The 16,311-nt window shown below is 42.4% G+C and carries 12 protein-coding genes, 1 tRNA gene and 1 pseudogene; 5 read left to right on the forward strand and 9 right to left on the reverse strand.

Annotation, left to right across the window (positions count from 1 at the left end; all coding sequences use genetic code 11):
- Nucleotides 1–33: 33 nt before the first annotated feature.
- From IPP86_05175 to rsgA, 4 genes and pseudogenes are all read right to left on the reverse strand, one after another.
- Complete coding sequence (locus tag IPP86_05175) at nucleotides 34–2,331, reverse strand: T9SS type A sorting domain-containing protein (protein ID MBL0137907.1); 2,298 nt, start codon at nucleotides 2,329–2,331, stop codon at nucleotides 34–36.
- A 128-nt stretch (nucleotides 2,332–2,459) separates the two neighbouring features.
- A pseudogene (locus IPP86_05180) lies at nucleotides 2,460–2,785 on the reverse strand (nucleotide pyrophosphohydrolase).
- 137 nt (nucleotides 2,786–2,922) lie between these two features.
- The gene (locus IPP86_05185) at nucleotides 2,923–3,375 is read right to left on the reverse strand and encodes a D-tyrosyl-tRNA(Tyr) deacylase (protein ID MBL0137908.1); all 453 of its coding nucleotides are present in this window, start codon (nucleotides 3,373–3,375) and stop codon (nucleotides 2,923–2,925) included.
- 41 nt (nucleotides 3,376–3,416) lie between these two features.
- The gene (gene rsgA, locus IPP86_05190) at nucleotides 3,417–4,337 is read right to left on the reverse strand and encodes a ribosome small subunit-dependent GTPase A (GenBank protein MBL0137909.1); all 921 of its coding nucleotides are present in this window, start codon (nucleotides 4,335–4,337) and stop codon (nucleotides 3,417–3,419) included.
- Between the two features lie 252 nt (nucleotides 4,338–4,589).
- Here rsgA and gldA point away from each other — a divergent pair, with 252 nt between their 5' ends.
- The 4 genes from gldA (at nucleotide 4,590) to IPP86_05210 (ending at nucleotide 9,803) form a co-directional block, all read left to right on the forward strand.
- Nucleotides 4,590–5,510, forward strand: a complete 921-nt coding sequence (gene gldA / locus IPP86_05195) for a gliding motility-associated ABC transporter ATP-binding subunit GldA (protein ID MBL0137910.1) — start codon at nucleotides 4,590–4,592, stop codon at nucleotides 5,508–5,510.
- 9 nt (nucleotides 5,511–5,519) lie between these two features.
- Nucleotides 5,520–6,635: a hypothetical protein gene (locus tag IPP86_05200; protein MBL0137911.1), complete on the forward strand. Its 1,116-nt coding sequence runs from the start codon at nucleotides 5,520–5,522 to the stop codon at nucleotides 6,633–6,635.
- Nucleotides 6,636–6,883: 248 nt separating this feature from the next.
- Nucleotides 6,884–8,191 (forward strand): methionine adenosyltransferase, encoded by a 1,308-nt coding sequence (locus IPP86_05205; GenBank protein MBL0137912.1) that lies wholly within the window; start codon nucleotides 6,884–6,886, stop codon nucleotides 8,189–8,191.
- A 172-nt stretch (nucleotides 8,192–8,363) separates the two neighbouring features.
- On the forward strand, nucleotides 8,364–9,803 hold the full coding sequence (locus tag IPP86_05210; protein MBL0137913.1) for a DASS family sodium-coupled anion symporter: 1,440 nt from the start codon (nucleotides 8,364–8,366) through the stop codon (nucleotides 9,801–9,803).
- Here IPP86_05210 and IPP86_05215 read toward each other — a convergent pair.
- The 5 genes from IPP86_05215 to IPP86_05235 form a co-directional block, all read right to left on the reverse strand.
- The gene (locus tag IPP86_05215) at nucleotides 9,800–11,443 is read right to left on the reverse strand and encodes a peptide MFS transporter (protein ID MBL0137914.1); all 1,644 of its coding nucleotides are present in this window, start codon (nucleotides 11,441–11,443) and stop codon (nucleotides 9,800–9,802) included. The genes IPP86_05210 and IPP86_05215 overlap by 4 nt on opposite strands.
- Before the next feature lie 162 nt (nucleotides 11,444–11,605).
- Nucleotides 11,606–12,034 (reverse strand): DUF937 domain-containing protein, encoded by a 429-nt coding sequence (locus IPP86_05220; protein ID MBL0137915.1) that lies wholly within the window; start codon nucleotides 12,032–12,034, stop codon nucleotides 11,606–11,608.
- A 185-nt stretch (nucleotides 12,035–12,219) separates the two neighbouring features.
- Nucleotides 12,220–13,680: an AhpC/TSA family protein gene (locus IPP86_05225; GenBank protein MBL0137916.1), complete on the reverse strand. Its 1,461-nt coding sequence runs from the start codon at nucleotides 13,678–13,680 to the stop codon at nucleotides 12,220–12,222.
- Nucleotides 13,681–13,827: 147 nt separating this feature from the next.
- Entirely contained in the window at nucleotides 13,828–15,144 is a 1,317-nt protein-coding gene (der, locus tag IPP86_05230) for a ribosome biogenesis GTPase Der (GenBank protein MBL0137917.1), read from the reverse strand.
- An 86-nt stretch (nucleotides 15,145–15,230) separates the two neighbouring features.
- Nucleotides 15,231–15,303: transfer RNA gene (locus IPP86_05235), tRNA-Met, on the reverse strand.
- Nucleotides 15,304–15,419: 116 nt separating this feature from the next.
- Here IPP86_05235 and era point away from each other — a divergent pair.
- Nucleotides 15,420–16,298 carry a GTPase Era gene (gene era / locus IPP86_05240; protein ID MBL0137918.1) on the forward strand — a complete coding sequence of 293 codons (879 nt, stop codon included), beginning with the start codon at nucleotides 15,420–15,422 and terminating at the stop codon, nucleotides 16,296–16,298.
- Nucleotides 16,299–16,311 lie beyond the last annotated feature (13 nt).

Here is a 16,311-nt window from a genome sequence, read left to right on the forward strand (position 1 = left end):
TTAGATCAAAAATTATCAGATTGGTTGATGAGATTACTCAACAATCATTCTTGCGATACTTTCATTTTCTCCGGTTTGCATTTTCACGAAATAAATTCCTGCACTGAGGCCGGATACATCCTGTGAAATACGATGGTTGCCTGAATCAAACTTTTGATTTTCAAAAATGCGGCTCACGAGTTGTCCGGTAGATGAATAAATTTTCATGGATACAGTCGTTGCTTTGGGCAAATGGAAAGAAATCAATGACGGATGATTAGCACCGGCAGGACTTGCTGTCAAACCAAGATTATTAACATTAACAGATCCGACCTGAGTAGTACCATTTGCAACAACTACCACAGTACCAAAATAAGGGATACGATTGTACGCAGTAACGGTAACATCAAGTGTATCTCCGATGGTCAATCCGGGAATGGTGAGATAGGCAGAACCACTCAGCGCATATCCTGTACTTACGATCTGATTATGGTGACTGAGACAAACCAATGCCTGATCAACATTGCATTGCACCACCCAAGTTGAGGTATTTTCATCAATTGTTGCATCGTGGGCTACCGGAATCGGTTCAGGAGTTGCAGTCCGCACTGTGATACTTGGATCTCCAAAGCATGTCCATGTATCTGTCATTTCCACTCCTGCAGCTCCATACTGATCATTCATGTGAAGACAGCCATTGACAGAAATTCCACCAAAAGTATGCTTGATATTTCCAGGATAAGTTTCAACAAGAATGTCCACCATTTCATCCTGTCCATCCATTGGAGGATCCCAACTCTGGTTGATTGTTGACATCAAGGTAGCGATCGCTCCAATCGGAGCACCAGAAATTGTAGTGGTTCTCATCAGTGCTTCCGCAAGACAACTTCCATTGTTAAAATCACCATTCACACAGGCAACTGACCAGATGAATGGAAGCATGTTTTCGTTTGTGAGATTCTGTACATCACCTGAACTAAAGCTGGTTGTTCCACAGCTGTTCTGACTTCCATGTCCTGTATACGTAAGTACACTGCGACCAGAATTGAAAGCATCTGCAAGATCCTGTGGACCCGGATCACCGGAAACATCCATTCCACCCTGACTGCCGTCGTAAATCTCATCAACATCGGTATAGGTGTAGCCCAGATATTTCAGACGAATATTTCTTTCATGTTCGAAATCAATTTCGTTGTCATCACCAGGTCCTTGGTCTGACCCTACACAAATTCCTTTGTGATACCATTGCCCCATTGGGTCGGGATGCATTTCATAACTGATGGAACGCTGAACTTGCGTTTCCAATTCAGCAGGAGTATTCGCGGAAAAACGACCGACAATTACTTCAGCATAGGAATCGTTACCAAGGATATCACCATAAGATGGATCTGAATCTCCGTTTCCTGTAGGATACGGAGGAATCTGCGGACCATCACCAACCAGCAGAACAAACGTCAATCCATCTGTATTGTATTTATCTGTTATAAATGTCTTGATCGCTGTGGGACTTACGCCAATGGTACTTACATCTACCATTTCTGTTTTTTGCCCCATTCTGTTTTTCCAGTCAACAAAAGGCTGCATAGTAGCCATCAGGGAAGGATCTGAAATTACCAGCATACTACCTGTTTCAGCAGTTTGCACGTACTGAGTCTGGTTGTAATTGATAAAACGATTGGAATAAATCGGATTAAAAATATCGTTAGGTTGTGGTTGACGGGAACGTGAGAATGCATTCAGAGAAACAGAAGAAGTTACCGGACTTGTTTTGACAGTAAGCTGATCATACACACGTAATACACGAGTGACAGGATTGTATTGAAAAGGATACACGACAATGGTTTGTCCACGGAAATCACGAAGAATATATGGATCTCTTAGTTCAGCGATTGTACCCGGATAAAAGCTATTGCTTGAATATGCCGGTCCGTATGTGTATGGAATTGCAGACGGATCCTGATTTCTTTTCAGGTTTCCTTTGGAAGGGAGCAAATGAATATTGTTGTATTCATGATAGGAAGAAGCAATCACCTGCACATCCATTGTTGCAGCATCCGGAATGATAACCGATACCGCCATTTTCAAAACATCAGGAGCTCCTGCAATCAATAAATGACTTGCATTTTCCGCATCAATCTGATGCGAAATACCCTGCGCAGTGGAAACTGTTTGCAGGTTAAACCCGGGAACATGAAAAGCGATTGTAGTCTCATCACCGGATTGTTGCACAAGACTTGCGCTGAGTTTCTGAGATGTAGAATGATCTGCCGAAATCCATTGTTTCGGATTTGATGAAAAAGCAATAGCTGAAATCATCAGACAGATTCCTGAAAGGAGTATTCTTTTTTTCATACGATTTATTTCTACCGGCCATGAAGCACGGAAAAGCCGGGATTAAGATACATAATTACTGTATATATTACACATTGTCAGAGAAGTGTCAGGCATTACAGTGAGGAATCGTAGAATTCTTTCAGGAATTAATCCAATTTTGGATTTTGCTTGTGACGTTCAGAATCCCGTTTTGATTTTTTTCAAGATTTTTCTGAAATGCGGCGGTCAGATCTACGCCGGTTTGATTGGCCAGACAGATCAACACAAACAATACATCAGCAAGTTCATCGCCCAGATCTTTTCCAAGATCCGATTCTTTTGAAGATTGCTCACCGTATTTCCTGGCAATAATTCGGGCTACCTCTCCTACTTCTTCGGTAAGCATAGCCATATTGGTGAGCTCATTAAAATAACGAACGCCATGAGTTTTGATCCACTGGTCTACTTGGGCTTGTGCTTCGGTGAGGTCCATGTTAGTTGTTAGTTTTTAGTGGTTGGTGCTTAGTGGTTGGTGCTTGGTGCTTAGAATGCATTGTAAACTTGCTGACTCAAGACTCCGAACTCCAGACTTTTTAACCCAAGCTCCTGTCATTCGATTCCAAATTTCCGTTACTCTTTATTCTTTGAGTCTATCCAAATCGTAACCGGGCCGTCGTTGATGAGAGCGACTTTCATATCGGCACCGAACTCTCCGGAGTAGACATTTCTTCCGCTTTCCTGTGCAAGTCGTGATAGAAATTTTTCATACAAAGGAATTGCCTGTTCAGGTCGGGCTGCGCGGATGAATGACGGGCGATTCCCTTTTTTTGTGGATGCATGTAGTGTGAACTGACTCACCACCAGAAAATCTCCCTGAACATCTGAAACAGAGAGATTCATTTGTCCGTTTTCGTCACCGAACACACGAAGCTTTGATATTTTACCACATAGCCACTCTATGTCTTCGTCCGTGTCAGCTTCTTCAATTCCAAGAAGAATAAGAAAACCATTTGCTATCGCAGCTTTTTCATTTCCTTCTATATTGACAGAAGCCTGTGATACGCGTTGAATAAGGACCCTCATGAGATTCTTGATAAATTCTGAGAAAGAAACATGAAATATATTTATCTGAAAATATCCTGGTTACTCAGAATACTGAGATAACTATCGTACCGGCTGTATGCGATTTCGCCCCGTTCCACTGCCGGTTTAACGGCACAATCCTTTTCAGTGGTGTGCAAACAGTTATTGAATTTACAACCTTTCCCAACAGCAAAAATATCAGGGAAGAAGTGTGACACTTCATACTTGTCAAAATCAATAGTACCGAATTCACGAATTCCGGGAGTATCGATTAGGAAACCTCCTTCAGGCAGCGCATGCATCTCTGCAAATGTGGTTGTATGCGTTCCTTTCATGTGCTGAGATGAAAGCGTAGAGGTTTTCAAACCGAGTCCGGGAATAAGCGCGTTAATCAAGGAGGACTTCCCTACTCCGCTATGTCCGGAAAACAGATTCACTTTCCCCTTGAGTTCGTCCTTCAAAGCATGCAAACCAAAACCCGACAATCCAGAAACTGCAAGTACTTTATAACCAATTCCCTCGTAGAGATTTTTCAGCTCATTCACAAAATCCCAGACATCATCATCGTAAATGTCTGCTTTGTTCCAGAGTATTCCGGCCGGAACACTATGAGCCTCCGCTGTTGCCAGAAACCTGTCAATAAAACCAAGTGACGTTTTCGGAAGAACAGGAGTCGCCACAACCCAGGCGCGATCTACGTTGGCAGCAATGATCTGAACCTGTTTGGATAGTTTGACAGACTTCCGGATGATGTAATTCTTACGATCGAAAACACGAATAATATGGCCGACTTCATGCGCTGAATCCCATTCCACCTCAACCTTGTCGCCAACTGTTACCGGGTTAGTTGCCTCAAAATCCTTTAAACGTAAATTTCCACGAATCCTGCAGGTCAGATTCTTACCATCCTCCAGTCTTACCGTGTATAAAGAACCCGTTGATTTTATCACTATCCCATGCATGGCACGAAAGTAAAAAAAGCAAGTGGAGAATTCACCTGAATTTCGTGAGAAATAACTTAGATTTGCGCTTCTCGGGTTCTGAGTTCTGAGTTCTGAGTTCCGAGTTCTGAGTTCCGAGTTCAAGGTTCGAAGTTCAATGTTTGAATTGTTCGAGGATCGAGGTTAATGAATGCTAGAAGTATCAGGTAAAAATTCTAAGCACTAAGCACTAACCACCAAGCACTAACCACCAAGCACCAAGCACCAAAAAAAATGAGTGTAAAAGTCAGTTCGATCACTAAAATGTATGGAAGTCAGAAGGCGCTGGATGAAGTGACATTTAGCGTTGATGGCGGTCAGGTTGTGGGGTTTCTTGGTCCAAATGGGGCGGGGAAATCAACGATGATGAAGATTATCACCTGCTTCATTCCTCAGACTTCCGGCAAAGTGGATGTTTGCGGATATGATGTGACGGAACAAAGCCTGGAAGTGAGAAAACTGGTAGGATATTTGCCTGAGCACAACCCGCTTTACCTTGAAATGTACGTCAAGGAATACCTCGAGTTCATCGCAGGATTGCATCACCTCGCCGGAACCAAGAAAGCGAGGATCTCTGAAATGATTGAAATCACCGGATTGCAAATAGAACAGAATAAAAAAATCGGAGCCTTGTCAAAAGGCTACCGGCAGCGCGTTGGCCTGGCTCAGGCCATGATTCACGATCCGAAAGTGCTTATTCTCGATGAACCAACCTCCGGTCTGGATCCAAACCAATTGTCTGAAATCCGTGCATTGATAAAATCCATCGGAAAAGAAAAAACCGTGATTCTTTCGACGCATATCATGCAGGAAGTTGAGGCGATTTGCGACAGAGTCATCATCATCAACAAAGGAAAAATAGTTGCAGATGAAAATACCGAGTTATTGCGAAAGTCCTCTACCGGTGATGATATTATCATGGTAGAGTTTGATAATCCCTGTTCTTCCAAACAACTTTTACAGATTGAAGGTGTTGTCAGAGCAGAAGCATTGAATGGAAACAACTGGAAACTTGTTTCCGATGGCAAAACAGATATCCGCAGTCATGTTTTTCAATTTGCTGTTCAGAATAATCTCACAGTATTGTCAATGCAAAAGCAGGAGCAGAAACTCGAAGATATTTTCCATCAGCTGACGCAGAAAAAAAATTCCTGATCCGAAAGAATGGCAGCGTCAAGACAAACCACAAAGTCTTTGTTGATTCAAAAACTGATTTTGATTTTCATCATCAGTTTTTATTACTCATTGTCTTTGCGTGCACAAAACATTTCCGCTTACACGGATTACAGAGGGTATTTGCAGGCCTTTGACAACGGGATGTTCAAGCAACTCGAATACCTGCCGCCAAAATCCTATAAGTTCGGTGCGAGTTCTATTGCCTACATCGACAATAGGAGTGATTTTAAAATTTATTACAAGGGGCAGACTTACCCACAGATTAACGCGGCTGATTTTTCATATTTCATGACCGACTATCTTGTTGCCTTTAAAGTTGGTTCTGTCTTGTATATTTTTGATGACGGCAATCGTAAAACACTGAGTTATTACAATTCAATTGTCGCCGTGAATGACAGCGTCATGGCGTATTTTGATGATTCGAATTACAATCTGAGCGTTTATTACCGGGGCAAAACAGCGGTGCTTGAATCCTCTTTACTCGATAAACCAAAGAGCATAAAAACAGGAGCCAATACAATCGCATGGGTCAACCAGAGTAATTTTTTCAGCATTTTTTACCGGGGACAGGTACACACGATAAGCAACATTCCTCCAATCGAATATCAGGCCGGAAGAGATCTGGTTGCTTATGTGGATGATTACGACAAACATTTTCATCTTTTTTACAAAGGTGATTCCGCGGTGGTGGAAGAATATGCTCCCGATTCCTTCAAAGTTGGTTATGGTATTATGGCTTATGTCGACAATCTTGGCAATTTCAGGGTGTTTTACAATGGAGCTACAAAGAGGCTCCTGTCGGACCGACCGGATTTCTTTGTTGTCAAAGGAAATATGGTGGTATATTCTTATAACCGGATGTTCAATGTGTTTTACAACGGACAAGTCACTACTATTGAGAATTTCGCCCCAAACGACTTCCAGGTGGGTACAGATGCTGTTGCCTGGATCAACGACAGTGGCAGGCTGAAAATATTCGACAAAGGCAAGACCTATACGGCTTCCTATGAACTGATCAATAAATACAACCTGACCGGAAATGTGCTCAAATACGAAACCGGAACAAATACGGTCACTGTGTTTTTTGATGGTAAAAACTACTGATTCCCCTGCTTTTGGGTATTTTTTCCTCTTGAATTCAATGTATTTTAGAGTCTCCTGCGACTCCTGAATCAAAGTAATTTCTTACTTTTGCAGCCGAGTGGAAAGATTTGATTAGCTGCCTGTATCAGTAGCAATATTGCAACCACGGTAAAAAATGCTAAAGCTGGACTAAAGCTTTTGCACCCGCGATCAAACCCTCCCGATTCCTTGTTTTACAAAAATAGTCTTTAAAAAACCTACAGAGAACCATGTCTTATTTGTTCACCTCAGAATCCGTTTCCGAAGGGCATCCCGACAAAGTAGCGGACCAGATTTCAGATGCATTGATTGATTATTTCCTGGCCTATGATCCCAAGTCAAAAGTGGCTTGTGAAACACTTGTTACTACCGGACAGGTTGTCCTTGCAGGGGAAGTAAAATCGGAGGCTTACCTCGATGTTCAGGATATCGCACGTGATGTAATCCGTAAAATCGGTTACACCAAAAGCGAATATATGTTCGAGGCCAACTCCTGCGGAATTTTCAGCGCGATTCACGAACAATCACCGGATATCAACCAGGGTGTAGATAAAAAGGATCCATGGAAACAAGGTGCCGGTGATCAGGGTATGATGTTCGGTTATGCCAGCAAAGAAACGGATACCTACATGCCTTTGCCACTGGAACTCGCACACCTTTTGTTGCGTGAACTTGCTGCTATCCGCAAAGAAGGCAAGACAATGACTTACCTCCGTCCGGATGCTAAGTCACAGGTGACGATCGAATACGGCGACGACAATCAACCTATCCGTATTGACACGATTGTGATTTCCACACAACATGACGATTTCGAAAAGGATGCCGCTATGTTGAAGAAAATTAAAGAAGATGTTATCAATATCCTCGTGCCACGTGTGATGAAAAAATTACCAAAACGTGTGCAGGCATTGTTCAATGATAAAATCAAATACCATGTGAATCCGACCGGTAAATTTGTGATCGGTGGACCACACGGTGATACAGGACTTACAGGACGTAAAATTATCGTGGATACATACGGTGGAAAAGGTGCTCACGGTGGTGGTGCATTCTCCGGCAAAGATCCGTCAAAAGTGGACCGTTCCGCGGCATATGCCACACGTCACATTGCCAAAAACATGGTTGCAGCAGGTTTGTGCGACGAAGTACTTGTACAGGTTGCTTATGCTATCGGTGTCGCTGAGCCTGTTGGATTGTATGTAAATACTTATGGTACTGCTAAAGTTCAAATGAACGACGGAGAAATTGCTCAAAAGATTCGCAAGATTTTTGACATGCGCCCTTACGCGATTGAACAGCGTTTTAATCTTCGTACCCCAATTTATCTTGAGACTGCAGCATATGGTCACATGGGCCGCGAAACCAAGGTGGTGGAAAAAATCTTCAACAAAGGGAAGAAGAATGAGAAACGTATCAAGGTTAAATTATTCCCTTGGGAAGAACTTAACTACGTAACTCGTTTGAAAGATCTTTTCGTTACAGAAAAAAAGAGCGCCAAGAAAACCAACGCGAAACAAGCGCAGCTTGAAATGGTATAATTACTGAATTCAGTGAATCTGAAAAGGCTTTCCGAAAGGGAAGCCTTTTTTATGACAATTTTTTTAAGAAAAAATTTGTGTTGAAACTATTATTACAAAAAAGCAGATATCAAATGATGGTAAATTGTGAAACGACTGAAAAGCCGTTTATATTCACACCATGAATTCCAGGATGCTCAAGATTTTGATTGGCCCGGCGGCAGCAATAGTGACTTACCTATTACTCTTCTATCAGGGATTGTCACAACCAATTGCGGGTACTGCTTGTGTTCTGGTCTGGATGGCTCTGTGGTGGATCATGGAACCTGTAGATCTCGGAGTTACTTCATTTATTCCTTTCATCCTCTTTCCGATCCTTGGCGTCATGGACACCGCGACGGTCGCGATGCAATACATGGAACAAACCATTTTTCTTTTCATGGGAGGATTTTTCATGGCTTATGCAATGGAAAAATGGAATCTGCACCACCGGCTGGCATACAAAGTACTTCGCCACACCGGACAACGTCCTTCGAAAGTTTTACTTGGAGTGATGCTTACTACTTTTCTTGTATCCATGTGGATTTCGAATACTGCAACAGTCATGATGTTGCTTGCGGCAGTTTTATCTATTGTAAGACACGAACATTTGTTTGACAGAAAATACCACACACAAATTGCATGTGCATTACTACTCGGACTTGGTTACACTGCTTCCATTGGCGGAATGGCAACACTCGTAGGTACTCCAACCAATATGATTTTCGCGGGATTTTATGACAAAACTTTTCCGAACGCTGATCCTGTAAGCTTTTCAAGATGGTTTCTTTTCGCATTTCCCTTTTCTTCTATACTCGCTGTGATCGCTTATTTCATCATTCGCAAAATATTTATTCCAAAAGCTGCGGATCTACCTTTCGACATGGAATTCATCCGCAAAGAACAGGAGAAATCCGGCAAAATGAGTAAGGAAGAAAAACGGGTGCTGATGGTATTTCTCGTGACCGTTGTACTATGGTTCACACGCGCGGACATTCGCATCGGTGATCATGAACTGAGAGGATGGGCCGGTTATCTTTCATTTGGAAAATGGATCAAAGACAGTACTGTCGCCATGGCAGCAGCTTTAGCATTGTTTATCATTCCTTCTTCTCAAACAAAAAACGAAGCATTACTGGAATGGAAGGATGTGACCAAATTGCCTTTACGCATTCTGTTATTATTCGGAAGCGGTTTCGCGCTTGCGGAAGGCTTTGAACAAAGCGGACTTGGAAATTTATTTGCAGGAAAACTGATCCTTCTCAAAGATTTTCCAACCTGGATGATTGTTCTGGGTGTCGCCACACTCGTCACGGTATTGAGTGAGTTCGCATCCAATGTCGCAAGTATACAGCTGATGCTTCCAATCCTGCTGCCTCTGTCATCGACAATGGGTGCTGATCCTTTGCAGCTCATGGTTCCGGCAACACTCGCGGCTTCATTTGGCTACATGCTTCCTGTTGCTACCGCGGCGAATACCATCGTGTACGGAACAGGATATATTCCTGTGAAGAGTATGATGAAAACCGGATTGCTGTTGAATCTTTCCGGCATCCTCCTGCTTACATTGCTGATGCAGTGGCTACACTTTTAAGCGGTGTGTTCTTCTACAATTTTTCTTAGCCATTTCAACATAAAGAGGATTGAAACGGCAGCAAGTAAGGCAACAAAAAAGTTCACCCAGAAAAAATTCTCTTTGTGTTCATAGCCATCCCACAAAGCAGCCAGCACACCTGACATTTTATTCCCGATTGATGTACTCAGAAACCATCCACCCATCATCAGTGAAGTTAAACGGGGCGGACTGAGTTTAGAAACCAGCGACAATCCCATTGGACTTAAACACAACTCACCGACAGTGATCACGGCATAAACTCCGACCAGCCACATGGCAGAACTCTTTTCCAAACCGTTCTGACTAACAAGTACAGCGCTTACCATCACGAGGGTTGAGAGAGCTGTAATGAGCAAGCCCCAGAATATTTTGGCCGGTGTTGATGGTTCTCTGTTTCGCCGTCGCATAAACGCGAAGAAACCAACGACAAGGGGTGTGAGAACAACAACAAAAAACGGATTCACTGACTGGAACAATTCCGTGGAGACAAGATGCAAAGTTCCTCCGGGTTCAGGCCATTTGTCTTTTGACAAATTCATAAAATAATGAGGAACACTTACTTCTTTGATAATATTACCCTGAGGATCTTTCTGAGTTCGAAACTGTACATCTACTTTCGGAAAGGTATCTTCTTCAAATTTTAATTCCTGCACCACCCCAATGGTTTTTGCAGCAGGTACAATAACAGCAGGTAATTCTCTGTCAGTATAACTCTCAGCCCAGGTTGTAAGAGCAGTACCGTTTTGCTTGAAGATGGCCCAGAACACAATGACAACACCAAAGATGGCCAGCAATGCGGATACCGGCCTGCGATCTTCCGCATTGAGACGTGAAAGTAAGGTGACATAGAAAATCGCCACCGGCAGCGCGCCAAAAATGAACGCGTCAGTCGAATCGGAGCCGAAAATATTTCCGGGAATGATCCATCCCAGGTAACCGGCGATGAAGGCCGGTAACAAAACCACGCCAAAGACTTTTCCCAAACCCATATCCTCAGGATTAGCAGGCTTCAATACATCCGCGTGTTTATAATGTTTATTTCCAATCCAGAAGATGGCGACACCAAGCAACATCCCGATTCCCGCAGCCATGAATGCATGACCCCAACCAAATGTGTTTCTCAGGTAGGCGGCAAAAAAATTACAGATGAATGCTCCGATATTTATTCCCATGTAGAAAATATTGTAACCGGCATCCTTCTTCTGCTTATACTTTGGTTCATTGTAAAGATTCCCAAGGAGTGTAGAAATATTCGGTTTGAAAAAACCATTGCCTACAATAATCAACAGAAGAGAAACGTAAAACATGGTAACTCCCGGAATAGCGAGCGACATGTATCCGATTCCCATCAGGATCCCTCCTATGGTAATAGATGTACGATACCCGAGAACTCTGTCGGCAAGCAAACCTCCGATAAAAGGAGTCAGAAACACTAGCGCGATAAAAGTTCCAAAAACATCCGACGCTTCTTTTCGTTCAAAGCCAAGTCCGCCTTTTGCAGTATCTGTCATGTAAAGGAACAGAATTCCGAGCATGAGATAATACCCGAAACGCTCCCACATCTCTGTAAAAAATAAAAAACGTAAACCGGCAGGGTGTTTAACTTTTTCAGTAGCCATAAAGTAAATTTTCAGATGACAAAATACACAAGAACCCTTAGCTGACCAATACTTTCTGGTTAAATTCAAAAAAAAATCCCTCCGGAGAAACCGGAAGGATTTTGAAAATTCAAGGGAGTTTATCCTTTATTCAATAAAAACTCCAAGGAAAGCGAACAATGATTAAAACATTTTTTTCAGATTGTCCATAATTCCTCCGCCTCCACCCAATGAGCTCATGATTCCCTGCAAATCAAATGAGCTGTCGTTGGGGTCATTTGTTTTGTGTACCAGCTTGTTCATCACAGTGGGGATCAGCGACTGAACAATACCACTCGCCTGTCCCGCGTCGATGCCGAATTTATTCATCAAAGATTGCGCGACATTGTTTCCGATTTGACCAACTGCCGGATGTGAACCAGCGTTCCCGTTTTGAAATATTTCCATAAGGTTTTGCGCACCGCCGCCACTCATCATCCCTTTCAGTTGATCCATAATTCCTTCACCGGCAACAGAGATCGCGGCATCGTTTTTCTCATTTGGAATAGCCGGATTATTGATGATCGCTTCACCGGCGTTTTCTTTGATTAGTTGTAGGAGATTGTCTAACATTTGTTGTTGGTTTCTAGTGGTTAGTGGTTAGTGCTTAGTGCTTAGTGGTTGGTGCTTAGTGGTTGGTGCTTAGTGGTTGGGAATGGACACTAATACAAATTGGTCTTATGTTGGGCGATGAATTATTTTTTGCCTTTTGAATTTTGCCTTTTGAATTCAAAATTTTTCATACCATTTACTATTCATTACTCGGCTGCATATCTCCGCAGCTCTTCTATCAATGTTGGCTCTACAGGACGTGGAGCATTGAAATTAACGATGTCCCCTTTCTTATTCATAATCATGTAACGAGGAATACTATTGATCTGGAAATAACTGCATGCTTTTGAACTCCAATTCCCAGGAGAAAGAACGTTGACACCCTGAATATCCATATCCTTAATTCCTTTGAGCCATCCGTCTTTGTTCGCGTCAATGGAGATGTATAGAAAAATAATTTGCTTTTTTTCTTTGTCGGTGAGTTGTTCATGCAGTTTTTTTGAAAACGGCATCATTCCGCGACACGGCCCGCACCAGCTTGCCCAGAAATCGATATAAACCACTTTCCCTTTGAAATCACTCAGCTTAACGGATTTGCCATTGACATCGGTTAGATCGAGGCCATCATCAGATGTTTTTGAACTTTCCTTTGTTTCCTTTACCGGCTCGGCTTGTTGTGCAAGTGAGGTTCCTGTTCGTCCGTCACAATGCGCTTTAACCGAAGGCGTATAAATATTGGCCGCGTCATTTTCTTTTAACTCCGCCATCATTTTTTTCATGATAAAGGGAGACATACGCTCACATTCATCCGTAGTAAATCGTGCAAGCCAATATGCATATACCTGTCCATTCAACTTCTCCTTCGCGACCGCCTGTTTACGATCAGCGGAAGTGGAAGGATCTTTGAATTTATTGAATCCATTTGCTTTGGAAGCAAAATAGGTCACGTAATATTTCAGGAACTCACGGTATGCATCACTGACCAAAGCTTTTTCATTACTCACATTAACTTTCTCAAGCCCTTCCAGCATTACTGCAGGCAAAGGAGAAACGGTCAGGATTTTTTGATCTTTATTTGCATTGAGTATCGAATACGCGAGTAACTGATGCCAGTAATGGTAATTTATCTGATCCTGGAGGAAGAGCATGAAATCAGGCGACAACTTATCTTTTTGAGGTGCGTTTTTAAGAAACTCGTTTTGCGTCTTTCTTTGTTTGAAGGCTTCCATTTCAAAAGCATCTATTGTAGAAGAAAGTGCACGCACCTGGATAAGACTGTCATTAAAATCAGCTTGAAAAAGCGTGAAAAATTTCTGCACCATTCCGTTTTCTTCAGCCACACTTCCATTGATTTGCATTTGCACCGGAATTGCATCCGTAAATTCAATGTTCAGTTCTTTACCCGGCTCAGCATATACGGGCATCCTCATTGTCCCGTAATTCAGTTCGACCATCCTGTTTCTTTCAAGATTAAGTGTGAAGCTAAACTGACCTGACGTAAGAGGAACAGTTGTAATTTCCGGTTTGTATAAAAGATACGATCGGTTGATTTGCACCTGTACAGATTTTTCCTTCGCCTCCGCAATTTTTCCGTTGAGGACAAAAGAGGATTGCGCCAAAGCAGAATTCAGACCAATGAATATAAAAAGCAATGTTAGTAGCCGCATACAATTAATTTTCCGTAAAAATAATAGAATTTAGCTTCACTTGAAGCCTCATCTTGAAAACTGCATCATCAATCAAAAATCCTCAATCAGCAATCATCAATCAAAAATCCTCAATCAAAAATCCTCAATCAACAATCTTCAATTCAATCAGTCTTCCTTGTTCTTGCTTCGGAAAAATAAATTGATCGGAACACCGGAAAAATCGAAGCGTTCGCGGAGTTTATTCTCGAGAAAACGCTTGTAAGGTTCATTCACATACTGCGGAAGGTTGCAGAAAAACGCGAATTGCGGTGTATGTGTAGGAAGTTGAGTGACGTATTTTACTTTAACATATTTTCCTTTAACCGTTGGCGGAGGTGTTTTCTCCATGATCGGAAGGATGAAATCATTCAGTTCAGAAGTCTTGATTTTCTTGATCCGGTTCTCATACACATGTACGGCCATTTCAAGGGCTTTGTGTATACGTTGTTTGTCCTGTACAGATGTAAACACAATCGGCACATCGGTGAAAGGTGCGATTTTGGACTGAATCATCTCAGTGTATTTTTTCACTGAATGCTGATCCTTTTCCATGAGGTCCCATTTATTAACAATGATGAGAACACCTTTTTTATTTCTTTCGATCAGACTGAAAATCGCGAGATCCTGCGCGTTGATACCACTCTGCGCGTCAAGCATGAACAAACACACATCGGCTTCTTCAATCGCGCGGATGGAACGAAGCACGGAATAATATTCCAGATCTTCCTTTACTTTATTTTTTCTGCGAACACCTGCGGTATCTACAAGGAGAAAATCATGGCCGTATTTTGAATAACGCTGGTGAATCGTATCACGCGTCGTCCCGGCGAGTGGAGTAACGATACTTCGCTCTTCACCGGTGAGCATATTCAGGAGGGAAGATTTACCGACGTTAGGCTGACCAACAATCGCGAAACGTGGAAGTCCTTCTGTTTCGTCGACAAATTCTTTCGGCAATTCTTTCACCAGATCATCGAGCAGTTCACCTGTTCCGCTGCCACTGATGGAAGAAACACAATAAGGATCACCGAGACCCATTTTATAAAACACCGCGGCATCCGGAATCCGTTGAGGATTGTCAACTTTATTGGCGACGATAAAAACTTTCTTTTTTGTTTTCCGAAGTACAGCGGCCATGGCATCATCCAGATCGGTGATACCAATTTCAACATCTACAACGAAGAGCAGCAAATCCGCTTCTTCGATGGCTACTTCAACCTGGCGACGGATCTCTTCTTCAAAAATATCATCAGAACCACGCACATATCCACCGGTATCGATGACGGAAAATTTCTTGCCGTTCCATTCGGCATGGCCGTAATGACGATCACGCGTCACACCGCTGTGCTCATCGACAATCGCTTTACGCGATTCAGTGAGACGGTTGAAGAGGGTGGATTTACCCACATTCGGACGACCTACAATGGCAACAATGGTAGACACGGGTGATTTGAAATTAAAAATGAACTATTCGGAATAAGACCGAAATTAAATCAAAATAGCCGAATTTCTTCGGCTATTTTTTTAGGTAGCGGGGACAGGACTCGAACCTGTGACCTTTGGGTTATGAGCCCAACGAGCTACCAACTGCTCCACCCCGCACTATATCTTATTAAACTAATTTATTGAAATACAATTAGTTTGACTTAATTTCCTTAATTTTGGTGTGCAAAGATATAATTCGTTCTTTTACCTGACTAATCTTTCTAAAAATAAATATGGGTCATCAAGCTGGCTTTGTTAGTATTATCGGGAAACCGAATGTTGGAAAATCGACCCTGATGAACAGGCTTGTAGGCCAAAGTCTGTCGATTGTAACGCCAAAAGCCCAAACAACCCGTCACCGGATCAAGGGAATTCTGAATGACGAGAATTATCAGGTTGTTTTTTCTGACACTCCGGGAATCCTGGAACCGCATTATCTGCTCCAGGAGAAAATGATGGATTTTGTAACTGAATCTCTTAAAGACGCGGATGCTGTATTGTATATCTCTGATCTGAGTGAAGCGTATGGTGATGAAGATCTGATGCGCAGATTGCTCCAGATTAAAGTTCCAGTTGTTGTTGTCATCAATAAAATGGATCAGAGTTCGCCTGATGAAATCAACAAGCTGGTACATGGATGGAAAAAGAAACTGAATCCACACGCTATCATTCCCATTTCCGCTTTGAAAGATTTTAATGTGGAACAGGTTCGTGACGCATTGCTTGCATTGATGCCCGAAGCGCCTCCTTATTTTCCAAAAGAAAACCTGAGTGATGCTTCGGAAAGATTTTTTGTTTCTGAAATCATCCGTGAAAAAATCTTCATGCATTACCAGCAGGAGATTCCTTATTCCGCTGAAGTTGGCATTGAAGAATTTAAGGAAGAAAACAAAATCATCCGTATCAACGCGGTGATTTTTGTAGAGAGAGATTCACAAAAAGGAATTCTCATTGGCAAAGGTGGTGAATCCATCAAACGTATTGGTACAGAAGCCAGAAAAGATATTGAACGCTTCCTTGGAAAGAAAGTATTCCTGGAGCTTTTTGTCAAAGTCGAAAAAGACTGGAGAAAAAGTGAAAATAAATTGCGACGTTTTGGATATTCCCTTTGATCTTTTGTTCTAA

The sequence above is a fragment of the Bacteroidota bacterium genome (assembly GCA_016720935.1).
Classification (GTDB): Bacteria; Bacteroidota; Bacteroidia; order AKYH767-A; family 2013-40CM-41-45; genus JADKJP01.